Below are 18,905 nucleotides of genomic sequence, written 5' to 3'. Positions count from 1 at the left end.
CATCACCGCTCAATGAGCAGGTCGGGCAATGTCTGGGATAATGCTGCGATGGAGAGCTTCTTCTCGTCGCTTAAGACCGAGCGCACGGCGCGCAAGGTCTACAGGACGAGGGATGACGCCAGGGCGGATGTGTTCGATTACATCGAGCGCTTCTATAACCCTCGGCGAAGGCACTCGACGCTCGGCTATCTGAGCCCCGTCGAGTTCGAGGAACAAGCTATGCTAGCTTAACCTCGTGTCCGAAAAACCGGCAGCAGGCCAACGTCGAATTCAGAATGGACGGGATACGCGCGAAGAGCGTCCTAGGTTGGCAAGAGGCACGTTGGGCTGACATTGACCAAATCCTCTATCGCGCAACGACCGCGTTTCCAGGAATCGCGGTAGTGCGGAAAAACCCTACGGTGATGGACCGCTCATTGCTGAGGAGCAGATTCGGGGTCTTACTTAGCCCAGATGTTTACGACCGCACCGTGCGGCAAGTCCCTCCCCAATATAAGAAGCTGCTGCGCGCATACTGGTGACGTAGAAGGCCAGGCCCGATGGCCGCCGTTACCGTGGCGCTGCGTAGAGATATGCCTGCCTAATCCGCCATTGAAATCGTGAGCGCATAGCCCGTGATTTGGCGTCTGGGCCCTGATACGACCACTGCCGCGGGCGAGACCATCGGGGGTCAGCGGATGGTCTAGTTGTTTCGGCTGTTGCCGCAGTCGAGGTCAGCGTCGACCGCCGCACGCTTATGCAGTAACCGCGGAGAAGCGGCCCAAGTGGGCCTAGCAGCGTTTCTCGATGACAGGGCAACCGTTCGAGAGCTGCAAGGTGCGGTTGCGCGCGGTCGAGGCAGGCGGCGCTACGCAGCCTTGCAATCAATGCGATCCATGTCGTATCCGTCGTGCTGCCAAGATCCGCGTTGCGAATGACATTGCCAAGCTGCAAGCGATCAAAACATCACCTTGTTGAGGCGACAGACAGCCGCGTGCGATTTTCTCTCGGCAACACATTCGGCAGTTCTGTCGACGGGTCACAGCCGATTTTTCTCGGCCTCTCGGTGGAACTCGCGTGCCCTCTTGGTGGCTAGTTGCTGGAACCGGAGGCGCTGCCCGGCCGCGTAGTTGCTCGCGAGTATCTCGGTATCGAAGTTCCGTGACTTTATTTCCCCGTTTTCCAGAACTTGAACGACCCAGACGTCCTGTACTTTCCGGATCGCAATGGGGTTTGCCGCTGACGTCATGCAGTTGGCTTTCGCTATCCATCAGCAAATGCTTATAGAGCTGTTTCTGTAACGTCAGATTGCCCAAATCTGTAAAACTCGATCTTTCAGAACGCCCTTTGCCCCGGCTCTTCAGCGCTCACCTGGGCTACGCTCCAAAGGATTTCGCTCGATCCGGAGAGGAACCCAGCGGGGCAAGCCTGCGACCTTGGACCGGGGGAAGTGAAGCGCTGATTCATTCGCTCGCCCACTCGGTGCGCCACTCCAGGTCGATACCTTGGACTAAAACTTCGGCATCGAAGCCATTGGACGTTGCACTGTTTGCGGCTTTAACCGCAGCCGTCACCGCATCGACATTGGATTCATAAGGGTATTCCTTCCCGTCATATCGGACTTTCCATCGATCAATTCCTCGCCCAAGGCTGCAATCAGGGCGGAGACGCGGCCCCGCACACGCCGAGGCAGCGTCATCACACCTTCGATCAGGCGCCGTCCTTCCGCGCTGGCGATAAAATTCAGACGCTCATCGACAGGCAGAGGCCGCGCCTCGCCATTCGCTGGCGGATTTCCAGGCAAGCCTTCAAAGAAGCGGCTGACGGGGACATCCAGCGCCTTGGCAATCTCGTAAAGCATCGACGCACTCACGCGGTTCTTCGCGTTCTCATATTTCTAAAGTTGCTGGAAGCTGACGCCTATGCATCGGGCGAGCTGGCCCTGCGACACGTCTGATTGGGCACGAACCGTCGCAATCTGGCTGCCGACATGCTGATCGGCGGGATGAGGAGCGTCCCCGGAATAGACTTTGGCAAAGGTGCGAGCGAGCGATGAGTGTCGAGGTTTCAAGCATAGCCACAGATGCTCCATGGTATCCCCTCGATGGTCGACGCGACGAACGCCTTTCCACCCCTAACTCTTGATAAGTGCGATTATCTCGAGAAAATGTCGTAGATTCAGCATCGCAATTGCGCACTCGCGATTCAAGCGGTTGTGCTCTCGATCGTGGAGATTCGAGAGGTGTTTGCGCAAAATTTGAAGGCTGCGAGACGGGCGAAACGCCTCTCGCAGGGGGAGCTTGCCAATCAAGCAGACTTAGATCGTACCTACATCAGTTCGCAGGAGCGCTGTGTGTACGCAGCGAGTATTGATGTGGTTGACAGGATTGCCACTGTTTTGGGTGTCGAGGCACACGAGTTGTTGAGGCGATAGCCGGCAGGCTACGCCGTTACACCGAGGCGGGTCATGCGTGTGCGGCGCGTAAGCCAAGGGTGATCCCAGGCGACAGCCGGCGCTACCCCCCATGCCGACCAGCCGAGCGCCTTGAGTCTCCTACGTCGTCCACAAACAACGAATATCAAGCCAACACCTAATGTTGTATCGCCCGGCTATTGAAAGGCCGAAACGGGCCTGGGGTCCTTGACATGGCGCGCCACGGCCGCATCGCCGAGGTAGAACGTGCCAGGGTCAGTCGCGACGTAACGCGGCGCGTGTATGACGGCTACCGCGAGGGCAGGGGCCTGCAACGCGCTCCGTGAAGGTACGGCGCCGAGGGCACTTTGACATCGCCAATCGGATCCGAACCAACCCTGGATAATAGGGCTGACCGAGCGCGGGAAACCTCCGCTGCCGCGCTGGTTTGACAGATCAGTAAGCTTTGCTTAGTGCGGTTCGTAAAGGGTGCCCATTTATGCAAAACAAGACTTTAAAGACTTGGAAGATTTGGCTGCGCGCTAAGGGAATGTTGCCGAAAAAAAAGAAGCGGTTGCCGCCGCACGTCACCATTGGTCGCCACTCATACGGAATCCACCCGGAAAACGGCTTGTTTGCCGAAAAAGATGCGCGTTTGAGCCTCGGTGCTTTTTGCTCGATCGCGCCCGGTGTCAAGATTTTGTGCGCCGGCCAGCACCCCACCGTTTCCGCGACAACCTTCCCGATCGAAAACCGCCTGCTAGATAAGGCCGGCGGCTCTGCCAAACGCGGGGAGGCCGCGCGGTGTCAAGATCGGCGACGATGTCTGGATCGGCTTCGGCGCCGTTGTCCTGCCTGGGGTAACGATTGGCGACGGCGCTGTCGTCGGGACGAATGCGCTTTTCACGAAAGACGTTCCGCCCTACGCGATGGTTGTCGGAATGCCAGCGAAGATTTTGCGGTACCGATTTCCGCCGGAAACAATCGAGCACCTGATGTCGCTGCGCTGGTGGGATTGGGATGACGACAAGATCATGGCCGAAAGCGACGCTCTGGTCGGCCCGGTAGAAACTTTCCTCGCCCGTCACAGACTGAACGGCCCCCACAAGGCGAACGATTGGGCGTGATGCGGTCCGCCGCGATGGCGACACCATCAGCATAGAGCCTGAGCAATTCATTGATTCGAGATAGCTGCTGCGGGCGACGGCGCTGGCCTCGCTGGTCACCGCCGTCATTCACTATCTCCATACCCCCAAAGCGTGATGGTTGAGAGCGAGCTAGGCATGGTGCCAATAACTGGAACCTTTTCCCGCTTCGCTGATTCCTGTGAATGTCCCAAACCGCAGAAGTCACCCCGCCAATCCTTTCCGAGGGCTGCCCCGACCGTGAAGTGAACTGCTTGGTGGCATTGGAGAGCGCTTTCGCGGCTCTTGCAGAATCTGCAGTCGCTAAAGGATGGTCGGCGCAGGAGACTGCAGAAACGCTGCTCGCTTTGGCGACCGAGAACCTTAAGAAGCTAAAGACGACCTCTACCTGACCTGTCGCCTAATCGCCACACATTGGCATTTCGGCATGTTCGGGAACGATTGTTTGTATTCAAACGAAATCCGCACCGATATAGCTGCTCCCTCAAAGTATGCGGCGCTGTCAAAACTGACGCGTACGCTCATCGAGAAGCGCGGTGGTCTTGGCTCGGTGGAGAAGCGCGAATTCCTCGATGCGGGCTATGATGAAAGCCGGTTGCTGGAGGTGGTCGCCGTTCTCGCAGCATCTACGATCACCAACTACACGGTCAACATCACTCAGCCGCCGCTCGACTACATTTCAGCCGCACGCCTGGCAGCCAGATAGACACTGATCAGGACAGGCTCAACTCAGCTCTTGCCCGCAGCGGCAGGAGGCGACGGCGCGGGGAGGAGTGAGCGGTCAGGATTGTGGAGTTGTTTTGGCGGTCGCCCGCCGGCGCAACGCAGACCCCAGCGAGATGGATAAATAAACGAGTCGGTCTCTTGGCCGCCCCATGGGGACCTGCGGCTGTCGATCCTCGGACAGCTTCCGCGCGGATCCTGCAAACCATCAGATAGCGGGGAATTTGCACAGCTAGCGCCTCATAGGTAATGATCGAATTGGTCCAAAGTCCTACCTCTCCAATGGCTTCACAGCAGGCGTTCGGGACAGTTCCAAGCTGACCTGTGGGATCGCTACTATCTCTACCTCGGCGCACTCCAACAAAAGGTCATGATACCGACGGAAAATCACGATGCCGCCGAAAATGTCGTTGATGAGGAAATCCAAACCCGGATCAGAAAGCTCGCCAGACGCCGCGCTCTCGGCAAGGCCGGCTTCGAGAAGAGCCGCAGCCAGACAGCTGAAGAGCGCCGCGGCCCTCACCGGAAGCTTCGTCCCGCGATTTGATGTGAGATGGTTATGGCTCGCGAAGACTTTCATCAAAGCCACGTATAAGCGGGTAGAGGAAATAGGAAATGACTGTGCGCCGGCCGACATTGATTTCGGCCTGGACGGTCATGCCCGGAATGAGATGGAAGCCTGGCGGCAAAGCGCGGAGCGTCACGTCCCCAAGAGCGACTCTTGCCTTGTAGAAGGGCGCCGCCGCCTGGCCTTTTTCCTCAGGTGCAAAGCTGTCCTGGCTTATCATCCGAATTCTGCCGCTTGCCGTTCCGTGCATCTGGAACGGAAACGCATCGAACTTGATCTTGACCGGTTCATCGCCCGCCAGCCGGCCAATATCCTTCGCTGCGACGGAGACTTCGGCTTCCAGCGGCACATTGAGTGGAACCAATGTGAACAGTGGTTCTGCCTCGCGCACCACGGAGCCGATCGAGCGCTGGGCAATCTCCAGAACCGCTGCATCGGCAGGCGCAGTCAGCACCGCCATTCTCTGACGGAGCCTTGCCTTCTTCAATTGTTCCGCGGCAACCGAGCGATCGCCATGCAACTCGACAAGTTTCTCCACGGACGTCCTGCGGAAGTCTTCGACGAATGCCTGTCGTTCCGCGTTGGTTTGCTCAATGGTTTGGGCAGTCTCCCGCTGGCTACCGCGAACAGCCTCTAGATTGGCCTCGATGTCCAGGCTCACATCGCGCCCCTGCAAATAGCTCAAACGCGAGCCTGTGCCTTGGTCCAGCAGCGTCTTGCGCATTTGATCGATCTGGTGCAGACCGTCAAGCCGCCTTCCCAACGCCGCCTCCTGCTCACGGCTGGCTGCCAAGGTCGCCTCGGCATGGGCAACTTGGGTGTCGAAATCAAGCAATTTGGCCGCAAAATAGGCTTGGCGCTGATCGAAGAGTTCTGCCTGAAGCGTTTCGTCTGACCTTGCTCCGGGCGGTGCAACATAGCGCCTCTCGGCCAGTTCGGCGCTTATGCGATCGATCTGGGAGTCATAGCCATCGATCTTGTCTTGCAATTGTTCGCCGTCGGATGTGGCGAAAGTCGGATCCAATGTAGCGAGCGTCTGTCCGGCTTGCACGGTGTCGCCGACCTTCACGGCAATTGAGCGAATGGCCGACGTTTCCAGCGGCTGGACGATCAGCATCGGCCGCGTTGTGAGAAGTCTGCCTGGCGCCACCACGATTTCATCGATTGTGGCGAGAGAGGCCCATGTGATGGCGAGGCCGATAAATAGGACGACCGCGTAAAGCGTCAACCGTGCCATCCGTGGCGGTGTCCGCGCCTCGAGTTCCGCCGCGTCAGGCTGAAACTCGAGGACGGTCTGCATTGGTGCCGTATGGACGACCTTCAGCGGTGGCTTGACGGAAGCCTCGTCGGGGCGGACGTCGTTCTTCGATATGGCGAGCCTGACAGGCGGGTTTTTCATCCAGCCAGCCTCGTCTGCTGGTTCCACAACTGCCGGTATGTCGTGCAGCGGGTGAGCAGTTGGTCGTGTCCGCCGATATCGGCGAGTTGACCCTTGTCCAGGACAAGGATGGCATGGGCATCGGCGAGGGTGGAGAGCCTGTGCGAGACGATGATGACGGTCCGACCTTCGGCGATGGCGCGTATGCTTCTCCGTACAATCATTTCACTTTCGGGATCGAGCGCGCTAGTCGCTTCGTCAAAGATGAGGATGCGTGGATCATTGACCAGCGCCCGTGCAATGGACAGACGCTGCTTCTGGCCGCCTGACAGGTTTTCGGCGTTCTCCTCAATCATCGTGTCGAAACCGCGGGGCATTTGCTCGATGAACTCGTCAGCTCCCGCCAGTTGCGCCGCCCTCACTATTTGCTCGAAACTGGCGTCCGGTCTCGCTGCGGCGACATTTTCGCGGATCGTGCCACGGAACAAGAAGTTATCCTGGAGGACCACGCCGACGCTCTTGCGCAGATGGATCAGGTCGAGCTCTCTGACATCGTGCCCGCCAATGCGGATGATACCCTCCTGCACCGGATAGAGTCCCTGGAGCAGGCGGGTAATCGTTGTCTTTCCTGAGCCGCTGCGGCCGACGACACCAAAGATGCTGCCCGGCTCGATTGAAAAGGAAACGTCATTGAGGGCCAGCGGCAGGTCTGGCCGGTACCGGAACGAGACGTTCTGGAAATCGATCTCACCGCCGATGAGCGGCGTCAGTCCGTCGGCGCGGCCGCTACGCTCTACACGTTGATTCATGATTTCGCCGAGCATTCGCACGGAAAGAGCAACTTCCTGATATTCATGGACCATTGTCACGATCTGGACCAAAGGTCCGGAAACTCGACCCGCCAACATGTTGAAGGCCACCAAGGCACCGATCGTCATGTCGCCATGGAATACTGCCAGTGCGCCGAGACCTACGATTGACACGCTCATCAGCTTTTCCATCAGGCCGGTGATGGATTGAGCGGCCGTCGAGATTTTTTCGACCTCGAAACGGCTGTTTATGGTCTGTGCCGACCGATCGTCCCAAACTCGCCGCTGTAATGGTTCCATTGCCAGCGACTTGACGGTGCGCATGCCATGGACCGTTTCGACAAGCAGTCCCTGTCGCGCGCCCTCCGCTTCATACAGTACTTTAAGGCGACGCCTGAACGGACCGACTAGCAGCGCAACCACGATCGCAAGAGCGGCGCTGAAAAGGAGCACCATCGTGGCCAATTCAGCGCTGTAGAGAAAGAGGACCGGCACGAATACAAAGAGGGAAAATGAGTCCAGGATCGTCAGAAACAGACGGCCGGTCATGAACTCGCGGATGCGGCCCGCCTGTTGCATGTGCCTGACCAACACACCTGCGGAACCTTGCTCAAAGAACGTTATGGGAAGGTCAAGCAGATGCCTGAAGGTGCGGGTCGCCACGCGGATATCTACCCGGTTGGTGGCATAGATGAGCAAGTACCGGCGCAGGAAGACAAATGCCGCATCGAAAAGCAACGCAACCCCCATGCCCACACTGAGGACATAGAGGGTTGCATAACTCTGATGGACAAGCACCTTGTCGATGACCAACTGAAAGTAAATGGGCGTCGCAAGACCAAGGGCGTATAGGAATAGGACCGCCACAGCTACATCGAACAGAAGCCGCCGCTGGCGCATGATATCGGGGAAGAACCAGCGAAAGCCGAAGGGCTGATCTGGGTCATTGAGCGCATAGCTGCGTTTAGCCAACAGTAACTCTCCGCGCCATCTGGCACAGAACCGTTCGACCGATACCTCAAGCAGTTCCGGCTGCTTAGCGAGCGGATCGAATAGCCTGACGATCTCTTCGCCCGCTTCGTTTTGACCTACAGACACAACCGAGACCCAGTTGCCATTGTCGAGCGGCGCCAGAGCTGGATAGGCGGTGCCCAGTCTTGCAAGCCCCGATCGCCCGACCTTCGCAAGACGCGCCCGAAGCCCGGCCTCCTGGGCCATCCGCAGCATTAGAGAAGGCGACACGGGGTCGCTGCCCACGGCATGGATTGCGGCAAGCCGTTCAGGCGTGGTTGCGAGCCCGTGATGACGCAGGACGGCTGCCAAGCATTGCAGCCCCGATTGCGGCCCCCCCTCCATGCTGCGAAGCCTTCCCCTGATCGCTAGATTGTGGTGCCTGAGACCGGTCATGCAAGAAACACTTTATCCGTCGCTCGCCATCTAATTGATGTGAAAACGGGGCCGTTTCCTTACGCCCGATCGGTTAGTTGAAATTCGGCGAGCCATTCTGCTTCGCGTCGACGCTGGTCGGAGAAACGTCGCTTGGCGCTCCGCGAGATTCATCCTGGTCGGCGCCGACTGGCGGTGTACGCTTGATGGCACCGCCTTCAATCAGGCCTCGCAACGCCTTCTGCAGGAGTTCGACGCTGTTGGCGAAGCCTTCGACAGACATGACGATGCGTTGGCGAAAGACCGGCCTCGGCGCATTGGACTGATCGCGCTCGGTCGGCGAAAGGCTGACCAGATCGACGCGCACGGTGGTCCCGCTGACCGTAATCTCGCCGATGCCGTCCGCATAGATTTCGTTATGCATTGTGGTCCACTTCCATTCGGGTTGTTCGGCTCTGATCGCGCCGAAATCGTTGACCGGTCAGGCTGCCAGCTGGCCGTTGAAGAGTACGTCTACCCAGTAGTTGGATGAGTTGAAGGAACTTGTCGGGAAAGCGCTCGCCGAACCGTAGGCATAGACACCATTACCGCCGGAGGACGCGCTTGAGGGCGCCGTCAACGATCCGGTTGTGACTGTATTGGTGAAGTAGTTGTTGTTCGCCGAGTAATGGCCGCTCGTGTGGTAGGAGATGATGTACGTCGTGCCCGCGGTAATCGGCACGGCACTCGAGAAATTCGCCGTCTGCCATCCACTTGACGTCTCGTTCGTGAATGTCGCGGTCGCCAGTCGCGTCCCCGTGCTGGTCCACAGACTTCCGGTATGGGTTCCTGTATTCTGGGCTCCCTTGTAGAAGCTCACCCCTGTAACCGAACCGCTAGTGGACGCGGAGAACTTCATGCCTAGCTCGACGGGAGAAGTGTCGTTCACGTTGACGGTTGCCGGCGTCGAACTGGCGGCGAAAAGATGCTCTGTGGTAGCCGGAGCCGTGACGGTGAGTGCAACGTTGGCGCTTGCCGTGCCGCCGCGTCCGTCGGAAATCGAATAGCTGAAACCGCCATTGCCTGTAAATCCGGTTGTCGGCGTAAAGATGATGGTGTTGGTCTGGGCGTTGAAGGCGACGGCGCCGTTGGTCGGGGCCGAAACTCCACTGATCGTCAAGGGATCGCCGTTAGGATCGGTGTCATTGGCAAGCAGCGAGGCCGGCGCAATGTTTAAAGCTGTGTTTTGCTGGGTCGTGAATCCGCTATCGTTGGCGGCAACCGGTGGCTGGTTCGGCAAGGCGTCGGCAGGACTGTAGATAACGTCGACCCAATAGTTGGACGCATTGTAGGAACTCGTGGGAAACGCGCTGCCCGAGCCATAGGCGTAGACGCCGTTCCCACCACTCGCCGCGCTTGATGGAGCCGTTAGATTGCCGCTGGAGACTGCCGAGGAGAAATAATTGCTGTCGGCCGAATAAGAACCTGCGCTGTGGTAGGACACGATATACGTTGTCCCTGCCGTGACAGAAATCGGATTCGAGAAATTTGTCGATTGCCACCCGCTTGTCGTCTCGTTCGTGAAGGTCAGCGAGCCTAGCAAAGTGCCGGTGCTTGTCCACAGGCTGCCCGTGTGAGCGCCCGTGTTTTGCGGTCCCTTGTAAAACCGGATTCCATCTATGACGCCCGCAGCCGAAGCGGTGAACTTCATTCCTAATTCAACCGAATTCGGGTCGTTTTCCGTTGTCGTCGATGGCGTTGCATTGGCGGCGAATAGGCTCTGTGTGACCGCCGGCGGCGTAACGGTCAAGCCAACATTGGCGCTGGCAGACCCGCCATGGCCATCGGAAATCGAGTAGCTGAAGCCGCCATTGCCAGTGAAGCCACTGGTCGGCGTGAAGGTGACGACATTCGTCTGCGAATTGAAACTGACGACGCCGTTCGTCGGTGTGCCCACGCCTGTCACCGTCAGCAGGTCGCCATTGGGATCGGTGTCGTTGGCAAGCAGCGAGGCGGCGGTAATCGACAGCGCCGTACTCTGGACCGTGGTGAAGCCGCTATCGTTGTTGGCCACAGGCGGCTGGTTGGCCGGACTGGTAACCGTCAGCGCCACCTGGGCCGAAGCGGATCCGCCATGGCCGTCGGAAATCGAGTAGCTGAAGCCGCCATTGCCAGTGAAGCCACTGGTCGGCGTGAAGGTGACGACATTCGTCTGCGCGTTGAAACTGACGATGCCATTCGTCGGTGTGCCCACACCTGTCACCGTCAGCAGGTCGCCATTGGGATCGGTGTCGTTGGCAAGCAGCGAGGCGGCGGTAATCGACAGCGCTGTGTTCTGGACCGTGGTGAAGCCGCTATCGTTGTTGGCCACAGGCGGCTGGTTGGCCGAACTGGTAACCGTCAGCGCCACCTGGGCCGAAGCGGATCCGCCATGGCCGTCGGAAATCGAATAGCTGAAGCCGCCATTGCCGGTGTAACCGCTGGTCGGCGTGAAGGTGACGACATTCGTCTGCGAATTGAGACTGACGACGCCGTTCGTCGGGGTGCTCACGTTTGTCACTATCAGCGCATCGCCATCGGGGTCGGTATCGTTGCCAAGCAGCGAGGCGGCGGCGATCGCAAGCGCCGTGTTCTGGACCGTGGTGAAGCCGCTGTCGTTGTTGGCCACGGGCGGTTGGTTGGTCTGCGTGTTGGGCACGAAAAGGACGCTGACCTCGTAGCTGGCCCCTTGATACGTACTGGTGGGGAAAGCGCCCGATGCGCCATACGTGTAGACGCCGGCATTGACCGGAGCTGACAGGTCGCCGTTGGCGTAGGCGGTGGTGAAGAAGCTCGGCGTCGCGGCATAGTGGCCATTCGAGTGGAAGCCGGCCACATAGGTGGCGCCTGCAGCAATCGAGACGGGGCTCGAGAAGGTCAGCGTCTGCCAGCCGCTCGACGTCTCTCCAGCAAAAGTGCCTGTGGCAAGCACCGTGCCAGTTGAACTCCAAAGCGTGCCGGTATGCGTGCCGGTATCGGTGGCGCTCTTGTAGAAGCTGACGCCGATGATCTTGCCGGTCACCGTCGCGGAAAATTTGACGCCAAGTTCGACTGCGTTGGAATCGCTATCGGCAAGGACGGTTGGTGTCGTGCTCGTCGGGAACAAGTTTTCGACTGTTCCGAGCGGATTGACAGCGACGACAACTTGAGCGCTAGCGGTTCCGCCATGGCCGTCCGAGAGGGAGTAGCTGAATCCGCCATTGCCAGTGAAGCCACTGGTCGGCGTGAAGGTGACGACGTTCGTCTGCGCGTTGAAACTGACGATGCCATTCGTCGGTGTGCCCACGCCTGTAACCATCAGCGGGTCGCCATTGGGATCGGTGTCGTTGGCAAGCAGCGAGGCGGCGGTAATCGACAGCGCTGTGTTCTGGACCGTTGTGAAGCCGCTATCGTTGTTGGCTACCGGCGGCAGCTGCTGCAGGACACCGGGTGTGAAATTGACGTCAACCCAGAAATTCTCTCCGGCCGAGGTGGCCTGGTTGGGAAAGGCGCTCGCGCTCCCCGCGCGCGTCACACCGGCATTTGCGCCGGTTGACAGCAAAGGCGTACTGACTGGGTCGACGAAATAATTCGTATCGAGCACATAGTTGCCGCTGCTGTGATAGCTTGCGACATAGGTCTGTCCAGCGACAACCGACACCGGCTGCGCAAAGGTCACGGTCTGCCATCCGCTGGCCGTCTCGTTGGTCGACACGGCGGTCGCAAGCTGGGCGCCGCTGCTTGTCCACAGTGTGACACTATGGGCGCCGGTGTCGGTCACTGCCTTATAGAAGCGAATAGCGGAAATCGTCCCGGATGCAAGTACACTCAGCTTCACGCCGAGCTCGGCAGTCGGGGAGCCGCTGTTGTCGTTATGCGACACGGTGGAGTATGTTATCGTGTCTCCTGGCGAATTCTTGAACAGGCTGGTCGAGGTCGAGGCACTGACAGAGACGGTGATCGCGTCACTCGGAGTCTCCAGATAGGCGTTGTCATCGACGGCGCGCGTCTCGACGGTATAGGTTCCCGCCGCTGGAGCAATCCAGCTATAGGTCCAGTTCGTCGTACCCGTCGCACGGCTCCAGTTGGCACCGCCATCGGTGGAAATCTCGACGATCGCGACGTGGCCACCGCCGACATCATTTGCCGTGCCGCTGATGGTCGCGATCTGGTTGCTGGATATCGGCTGGCCGCCCGCAATCAGACTAATCGTCGAGACCGGCGGACTCATGTCGGCCGATTGCGATGCAAACACCAAGCTTGCCTGGAGCGTCGCCGGCAGGACGCCCATCTCCGCCAGCACGTTCACCATTGATTGCTGTACGACGGGATTGGTCGGGGCCGTCAGGCCATCGAAATGAGCATGATTGCCGTTCAAACCCCATGACCACATCACCGTGCCGGTGCCAAAGATCAGAGCGCCACTCTGGGTATTCCTGTAAAGAGTGAGGTTGTGCGTGGCCGTGCCGGACCCCTCCTCGGTACCAGGCTGATCGATGATCAGCGATCCTACGGGCACAGTAGTCGATGACAGATCGATCAGGCCGGCTGGCCTGAATCCATTGTTGTTGTCGGCATCCCACTCGTAGCCGAGCAAGTTGGTCAAGGTGACGGTCTGGTTGCCAGTAAGGTTGGCCACGGCAGTGTTCTGCCAGATAGCCAGCTTCGAATATTGGGAGGTCAGCGTGATGTTGCCGAGAGTGCCGTCGTCGTCGACCTGGAAAATCGAACCGGTCAGCCCGTTTTCCGGGGTACCCGGTCCATAGACCGGATCTCGAAAGGTCGAACTGCCGCCACCAGCGGTCCCGTTTGGATTCAACTGCTGAGCGTCCCACGGATCCTTGTATTCCACCATCGTCCTGTTGGCTGTGGCACTTGCATCGATACTCGGTGCGTAACTGATATCCCAATATGTTTCGTTGCCGCTCAAGAATGCAAGATTGACGCCGGCGTTGGCCGCCGCCTGGACATTGTTGTACTGCGATGCCGACCAATATTCGTCATGGCCGACATCCAAGTAGGCCTTGCCGCTCAGGACCGAAGCGGGATTTGTCGCCGCATCGACCGACGAGATGTATGAAACGTTGTAGCCGTTCTGCTCCAGCCATTGGATCGCTGGGAACTCTTCACCAAAGACGAAGTCTTGCGGACCAGCAAAATTGTCCGTCGAGTTGGTTTCGATCGGCCGGTTGTAGCTGATTGCGTAGGCACGATCATCGCGGCCGCCGGGGCCGGCGTAGAAATTGTATCCGCCCCAGGAATTATAGGCTTGCCAGGTTGAATCACTTGTCTGGAATGTGATGTCCGAGGTTGCGTCGTCAGCCCTGACAATAAAGGGAATGATGTTCTGGCCAGTGATGCCGTCAGTGCGTGTCAGCTTGGCGATGTAGACGCCTGAGGTCGCATCAACGGGAACCGACCACGACGCTGACACGTCCCAGTTGCCGGCGTCGATTTCGTTGGTCTGCGGGTCGAACAGTGGATTGGGCTGGATCTGTGGCGAAGCCAGGTTCTCGCCGAAACTTGTTACCAGCGTCGCACCATCGCCGCCATAATAACCCAGCCGGTAGATATCGATCCTGTACTTCGTGGCACTGGTATCGATCTTGAAATTGACGGTCTGGCCGTGATTGATGCTGATCTGGGTGGCAAAGCCTTCGATGTTGCTATCACCAACGCCATCCAGGCTTCCGTGTAAGCCCCACACACTGACAGGCGTGCCGGGCTTCTGGTTTTCGGCCACGATCGGGTTGGACGAGACGGCCTCAACGAATGGCATCGTTTGCATTTCGGTCGGTGTCTCCAGTGCTACGGACGGGGTCTTCGTCGGCGCCGTCGGATCCACGATCAAGGTCTGCGTCGGAATGAATGGAGCGTTGGTCGAAGGGCCGAGCCCGCTTTCTCTACCGCCGCCCGTCGAAGCATCCGCCAGGGACAAGGGTGCGGCTCCGAAGGTAGCCGTAACCGTGCTTCCCGGTACTACCCGGCCCCCAGTTTCAGCCGTTCTGTCGGTAATGGGGGTCCCCGTCGCGGCGGCGGTCTCCAAGATAGGGCTTGCTTGAAGCAAAAGTGTAGGCGTGATGAAACCTGTCGGCATTGACGTTCGAAGCGGTGCCGTCGCGGTCACTTCCGCGGGCGCCAGGACCACGGCGTCGACCGCCTCCGATAACGAGGAGCTATCCAACTTTAGGTGGGTTGCCGTCGCGACAAGTGAAGCGGACGACCCTGAAATCTCGCCGACACCCGCTCGACCGGATGCACCATCATCGGGTTGGGCCGATACCAGCCAAGAACTTACGGGTGCCAATTCCAAGGAGCCCGGAGCGGTCGATTTATCGGGGGCCCCTGACAATGAGTAAGTCGATGGCAGGTTTGCGCCTTCGCGCGCTCTGTCTCTTGCCCGTTCTGCCGATACCGAGGGGACAACTCGTGACCGCGATTCACTTTCAGACGCGCCTGGTTTCGATTTGGCGGCCGTTTGGGTTGGGATGCTGACTTTTGCTTGCAACCGACCGGGCTCGTGACCGCGAGAGGACACATTCTCGACGGATAATAGTCCCTGATCCGTGAGGGAGTTTCTCCGCCGTTTGTTCAATTCGTCCACGACAGTTCCGCCTGACGCCGCCAGTGTTCACATTTTTCTCGATTACATCATCAAGCATGATGGCTCCGATGACGATTGCTTCTTTGGGTAACGGTTTCCTCTAAAGGTATTAGCTCGTTATCGATTGGAGTAATCAGAGCGCACAATGCGACACATTGTTGATCGAACCCCAGCAATGAAACACGTGCCCGACGGAGGGATAGAGCCCTTTTCAAAGGCCTGCACCGTAAACTTACCGCTCCGCAGACGAGATCTGGGAGCTCGGCTTTGGTTCATGCGGCGTGAAGGCGTGCGATTTGGCACCAAGTATCCAAAGGCTTCTGCTCGCAGTCGGCGATGGTGGTTGGATGGAATGGCGTGGCGGGGAATGTGAAAGAGGTTGGCAATCGGGTCGTGGACGGAAACAAAACGCTGAAGCTGGCGCGCTGACTTGAAGCGCGTCATGGTCCTCTCCGGTCGTCGGACGGGTTGATGAGAGTTCTTCGCCCGATTGTTCAGGCCCTTGTGCGAGCGATGCTCGACGCCGCGTGATCTCCCGCCTCGCCGCACCGTAGGATCGAAGCTTGTCGGTGATCATGACACGTGGCGAACGGCCTTGCCCTTTCAGAAGCTTTTGGTATCAACCGCTTGGCAGCTTTGGCATTGCGGCGGCTTTGCACCAGCACGTCGAGAACGTAAATACCTGAATAACCGGATCGAATAGGACGGTCAGACGACGGTCGATCAAATGACTATTTGTTCGACCGCGATTTGGATCACCTGCCGCCGGACGCGCGCTGGCGCGAATGGATGCAGCGCGTCGAGTCGACAATTTTGCGGCCAGCGAGCCGGTCGGCCGCGAGGCGCTGGCGCGGATCGTCGGCAAAAGCTGCCGCACCGACCATTTGGTCGACGATATCCGCGAGAAGCTGCGCTGCCGACCGTATGACCTGGACCTGATTCCAAGGCATAGCGAAGATCGCTATGCCTCATTACCCGGACATCATGAGTTATAGGCGGGTGAACCAGCCCAAGATCCTTATCCACGCCTGAAGCCTCGAGCGCCCGGCATACGATAAGCGCATCAAGGGGTAATCGAGCGCCTGGTAGCTACCCTCCAAGCGCGCGCAAGCCAGGCAGGATCGACGAAAACAGGACATCAGGAGGAGATTGATGAGGCTGCGGTTTGCCAGCCGCTCGAGGATGTCAGGGCCGTGAAACGGGTGACCTCCCCGCCGGTCGCTGGATTGACCAGTTCTCCGGCGACCAAACGCAGCGGAAGGCGTTTGCCATTTTCATAGAGCCAGAAAAAATCGGTGCCGCGCGAGCCAGCCACTCTAAGGGGCCGGTGGTCAGCCTCTCGCTACCAGAGATGATGTTAGAGGTAAATTTTGGCTCCTCCAGCAGCCTTGTCCGCAGCCAGAAGTCCTCGTCGCACAGATGGTCTTCGACCCGGTCGGCAATATCCTCATCGTCGATCTGCAGGAAAGCAAAGCTCCCTCCGAACAGTTTGGGCCAAAGGATGAGGTTGGCAGCCTTGATGGCATGCGCCGGCCGTTCGCATTCAGTCTTGGGCAACAGGCTGCGACGCTGTGCGAGCGCATCTCCCTTGGCGTCTGGCTCCGACGGCACCAAATGAAACCGATAGGATACCCGGCCTTAATGCATAGCAGCGGATTGCCGGACAACTTCGGAATAACTCAGGATTGGTAAAAGAAGATGTGACCTTGATAAAAGAGCGGCAACCGAGCGAAAGCCGTTTCTAGACTCGTTAGCTTTGGAGGGGCTTGGAGCTCGCCGGTTTCGCCGGCTATGCGGCATGAGCGTAGCAGCCTCTGCATGTCATCGATCAAACTGTGTGATGTTCCAGCGCGTATCCACCGAGCCTTACAGTTCGGATGATGTCGCCGCGTGTGGAATGCTGGAGCGACTTTCGCAGCCGGCTGATATGAACATCCACGGTGCGCGGACCGACATAGACATTGCCCGGCCAGGCCGCCGCGATTAATTCGTCGCGGCTGAGCACTTTTTCCGGGTTCTCAAGCATGTGACGCAGCAGCCTGAACTCGATCGGTCCCAGCAGAATTTCTCTGCCGTTGCAACGCACGTGATGGCTGTCGACCTTCATTTCGATGTCGCCATAGCTCAGCGACATAGCAGCCTGCGCTCGTGTTCCCGACTGTCGGCCGGTCTCAAGTTTGGTATGCAGGTAGTCAAGCAGCTTAGCCGGCGCCAATGGCCGCATAAAACTTTCGTTGATCCCTGCCTTCAACAACGCCAGATGCTGGCTTTCGGCCCCGGCTGCGATCAGCGCCACGACGGGGAGGGCGCTTGTCCGCGGGTCGTGCCTGAGCCGGCCACAGTTATCCGCCATCCGATTGTCTGACCGGCAATCCAGCACCCAAGCCTGGACCGGTGTTGCGGCGGCCAACTCGAACATCTCATCGACGTTGCTGGCCAGCGCACTGGTGAAGCCGTCCACGGCAAGGATGTGGCTAAGCACCAGATAGAACTCCGCGTCATGCGAACATATGACGATCAGTGGCTTCATAGGCGCTGTTCAAATCTCTCAGGCGGCATGGCGCGATGCGCGTCTCTTGGCACACCCCATCCGTCAGGCAACTGCCGGATTTCCGAAACGTCCCCGGCTTTCGGTCAATTGACTTCGTGCCGCCGCACGACTTGCGAGCCCTCTAAATCCCTCAATTGATTACGGGTAACCGCTCCGGCGAGAGTTCGCTCAAAAACTCGATTTCCGTCTCGCGAACATAGATGACTTCCTCGAACTGAAAGACGGCGCCATCGAGTTCCAGCTTGGGCTCCAGATGCAGGATCATGCCTGGCCTTATAATTTCGGGATTGTCTCTGGAAATCGATGGCGGCTCGGTGACATCAAGGCCTCCGCCGTGACCAATTCGAGAAACCAGCCCGTAGGCGGGGGGCAAGCCTGCATCGCGCCAAAGCCGCTCAAAAACCCCAAAAACGTCGCCGCAGGTCATTCCGGCCTTTACGCTGTTTGCAAGCGCTACCGTAAGTCCACGCGTTCGTTCGTAAGCATCAATCTCCCAAGGTTCGGGCAGACCGCCGCGGGCGATGCGGTTCCTATCGGCGGGATAGCCACCATAGGTGGAACGAAAATCCGTCCACGCGTACTGGCCGACCTTCAATGGCTGCATCTGGGGTGGGCGGCCGTAATTGAACTCACCCCGGCAGAAGGTCATCGCAATCGGATCGGCGCATTCTGCTCCGTTCATGATAATGCGAGACTGGATCTGCCGACAAAGCTCGACTTCGGTAATGCCCAAACGTGCCTGCGAAACGGCATGGTCGAAGGCAGCGTTGACGATCTCGAACGATATCCGCTTGAGGTCAGCTTCGAACGGCGATTTGATGACGCGGGTTCGCCACAACAGATCCGTGGCGCTCTCCAGCCGGCCGCCGCGCGCTCTCAAGCCATCAACGATTTCCAGCGAGCCGCGACCGAGCATATCCTGTCCATAGTCGATAGCCGCCTTTGCCCCGGCAGCCGGATTGCGAACGGAAATCTCCTGGACGATGGCGCGCGCTCCTTCCGCGAGATAGCCAGCGTAGTAGACAATTGAAAAAGCCCTTGGTTTCGATTCAAGGTTTCTGGATTCGATCCTGTTGGCGATGACGAGAATGTCTCGCTGGTCGATCACCAAGAACAACGGCCGCGAGTGATAGCCCCAGGACAATGTGCGGTAATCGGTGAAATACTCGACGTTTTTCTGATTGGTGAGAACCAGGAACTCGACTGCATCGCGGGCCATTTCTCGGCGGACCGCAGCAAGCCGCATGGCTTGCTCGTCAAGGGGCACATCTGGAGATGGTGGTGCTGGAAGCATGGTCGTCATCTGCTCCTGGACTGCCTGTGATTTTTGTTGCTTCGCGCACCCGGTTCCC

At 58.6% G+C, this 18,905-nt stretch carries 13 protein-coding genes and 2 pseudogenes; 4 read left to right on the top strand and 11 right to left on the bottom strand.

Features of this window, described 5'->3' with window-relative positions:
- Positions 1–231: IS3 family transposase (locus A3A9_RS0134790; RefSeq protein WP_027062638.1), on the top strand; the 231-nt coding region annotated here is incomplete at its 5' end.
- 1,318 nt (positions 232–1,549) lie between these two features.
- Here A3A9_RS0134790 and A3A9_RS42035 read toward each other — a convergent pair.
- Positions 1,550–1,840, bottom strand: a complete 291-nt coding sequence (locus A3A9_RS42035; RefSeq protein ID WP_051371463.1) for a hypothetical protein — start codon at positions 1,838–1,840, stop codon at positions 1,550–1,552.
- Between the two features lie 366 nt (positions 1,841–2,206).
- On the opposite strand from A3A9_RS42035, the gene A3A9_RS0134770 reads away from it, so the two are divergent.
- Positions 2,207–2,413: a helix-turn-helix domain-containing protein gene (locus A3A9_RS0134770; RefSeq protein ID WP_027062635.1), complete on the top strand. Its 207-nt coding sequence runs from the start codon at positions 2,207–2,209 to the stop codon at positions 2,411–2,413.
- Positions 2,414–3,084: 671 nt separating this feature from the next.
- On the opposite strand, the gene A3A9_RS46645 is transcribed toward A3A9_RS0134770, so the two are convergent.
- The gene (locus A3A9_RS46645) at positions 3,085–3,627 is read right to left on the bottom strand and encodes a hypothetical protein (protein ID WP_430515910.1); all 543 of its coding nucleotides are present in this window, start codon (positions 3,625–3,627) and stop codon (positions 3,085–3,087) included.
- A gap of 337 nt (positions 3,628–3,964) precedes the next feature.
- Here A3A9_RS46645 and A3A9_RS40475 point away from each other — a divergent pair, with 337 nt between their 5' ends.
- Complete coding sequence (locus A3A9_RS40475; protein ID WP_152536270.1) at positions 3,965–4,243, top strand: hypothetical protein; 279 nt, start codon at positions 3,965–3,967, stop codon at positions 4,241–4,243.
- A gap of 288 nt (positions 4,244–4,531) precedes the next feature.
- Here the strand turns inward: A3A9_RS40475 and A3A9_RS44980 are convergent, their stop codons facing one another.
- From A3A9_RS44980 to A3A9_RS43455, 6 genes and pseudogenes are all read right to left on the bottom strand, one after another.
- Positions 4,532–4,840 (bottom strand): hypothetical protein, encoded by a 309-nt coding sequence (locus tag A3A9_RS44980; protein ID WP_033839076.1) that lies wholly within the window; start codon positions 4,838–4,840, stop codon positions 4,532–4,534.
- Positions 4,818–6,227, bottom strand: coding sequence for an HlyD family type I secretion periplasmic adaptor subunit (locus A3A9_RS0134745; RefSeq protein ID WP_082222376.1), 1,410 nt, complete (start codon positions 6,225–6,227; stop codon positions 4,818–4,820). The genes A3A9_RS44980 and A3A9_RS0134745 overlap by 23 nt, the downstream gene beginning before the upstream one ends.
- Positions 6,224–8,371: a peptidase domain-containing ABC transporter gene (locus A3A9_RS0134740; RefSeq protein WP_027062631.1), complete on the bottom strand. Its 2,148-nt coding sequence runs from the start codon at positions 8,369–8,371 to the stop codon at positions 6,224–6,226. The genes A3A9_RS0134745 and A3A9_RS0134740 overlap by 4 nt, the downstream gene beginning before the upstream one ends.
- Before the next feature lie 124 nt (positions 8,372–8,495).
- Entirely contained in the window at positions 8,496–8,825 is a 330-nt protein-coding gene (locus A3A9_RS0134735; protein WP_027062630.1) for a hypothetical protein, read from the bottom strand.
- Positions 8,826–8,882: 57 nt separating this feature from the next.
- The gene (locus A3A9_RS40470; RefSeq protein ID WP_245279205.1) at positions 8,883–14,525 is read right to left on the bottom strand and encodes a DUF4082 domain-containing protein; all 5,643 of its coding nucleotides are present in this window, start codon (positions 14,523–14,525) and stop codon (positions 8,883–8,885) included.
- A gap of 749 nt (positions 14,526–15,274) precedes the next feature.
- Positions 15,275–15,679, bottom strand: a pseudogene (locus tag A3A9_RS43455) (IS6 family transposase); the annotation flags it as partial.
- A gap of 58 nt (positions 15,680–15,737) precedes the next feature.
- Between A3A9_RS43455 and A3A9_RS43450 the strand changes: the two are divergent.
- Positions 15,738–15,934, top strand: a pseudogene (locus A3A9_RS43450) (SMC-Scp complex subunit ScpB); the annotation flags it as partial.
- A gap of 253 nt (positions 15,935–16,187) precedes the next feature.
- Here A3A9_RS43450 and A3A9_RS44545 read toward each other — a convergent pair.
- The 3 genes from A3A9_RS44545 to A3A9_RS0134700 form a co-directional block, all read right to left on the bottom strand.
- Positions 16,188–16,613, bottom strand: a complete 426-nt coding sequence (locus tag A3A9_RS44545; protein WP_210163700.1) for a hypothetical protein — start codon at positions 16,611–16,613, stop codon at positions 16,188–16,190.
- Between the two features lie 217 nt (positions 16,614–16,830).
- Entirely contained in the window at positions 16,831–17,532 is a 702-nt protein-coding gene (locus A3A9_RS0134705) for a winged helix-turn-helix transcriptional regulator (protein WP_027062627.1), read from the bottom strand.
- Positions 17,533–17,683: 151 nt separating this feature from the next.
- Positions 17,684–18,856 carry a M24 family metallopeptidase gene (locus tag A3A9_RS0134700; protein WP_027062626.1) on the bottom strand — a complete coding sequence of 391 codons (1,173 nt, stop codon included), beginning with the start codon at positions 18,854–18,856 and terminating at the stop codon, positions 17,684–17,686.
- Between the last annotated feature and the right edge of the window lie 49 nt (positions 18,857–18,905).

Origin of the sequence: Mesorhizobium loti CJ3sym (genome assembly GCF_000472785.1) — a bacterium.
Lineage (GTDB): Bacteria > Pseudomonadota > Alphaproteobacteria > Rhizobiales > Rhizobiaceae > Mesorhizobium > Mesorhizobium loti_E.
Note: the sequence above shows the minus strand (reverse complement) of the source record. Positions and strands in the feature narration are given on the sequence as shown.

Excerpts from the sequence above, each read along its gene's own strand:
- A3A9_RS0134735 (WP_027062630.1), bottom strand. The coding sequence starts at position 8,825 with ATGCATAACGAAATCTATGCGGACGGCATCGGCGAGATTACGGTCAGC.
- A3A9_RS0134745 (WP_082222376.1), bottom strand. The coding sequence starts at position 6,227 with ATGAAAAACCCGCCTGTCAGGCTCGCCATATCGAAGAACGACGTCCGC.
- A3A9_RS46645 (WP_430515910.1), bottom strand. The coding sequence starts at position 3,627 with ATGACGGCGGTGACCAGCGAGGCCAGCGCCGTCGCCCGCAGCAGCTAT.
- A3A9_RS40475 (WP_152536270.1), top strand. The coding sequence starts at position 3,965 with ATGTTCGGGAACGATTGTTTGTATTCAAACGAAATCCGCACCGATATA.
- A3A9_RS0134700 (WP_027062626.1), bottom strand. The coding sequence starts at position 18,856 with ATGACGACCATGCTTCCAGCACCACCATCTCCAGATGTGCCCCTTGAC.
- A3A9_RS0134705 (WP_027062627.1), bottom strand. The coding sequence starts at position 17,532 with ATGAAGCCACTGATCGTCATATGTTCGCATGACGCGGAGTTCTATCTG.
- A3A9_RS0134740 (WP_027062631.1), bottom strand. The coding sequence starts at position 8,371 with ATGGAGGGGGGGCCGCAATCGGGGCTGCAATGCTTGGCAGCCGTCCTG.
- A3A9_RS42035 (WP_051371463.1), bottom strand. The coding sequence starts at position 1,840 with ATGCTTTACGAGATTGCCAAGGCGCTGGATGTCCCCGTCAGCCGCTTC.
- A3A9_RS44980 (WP_033839076.1), bottom strand. The coding sequence starts at position 4,840 with ATGAAAGTCTTCGCGAGCCATAACCATCTCACATCAAATCGCGGGACG.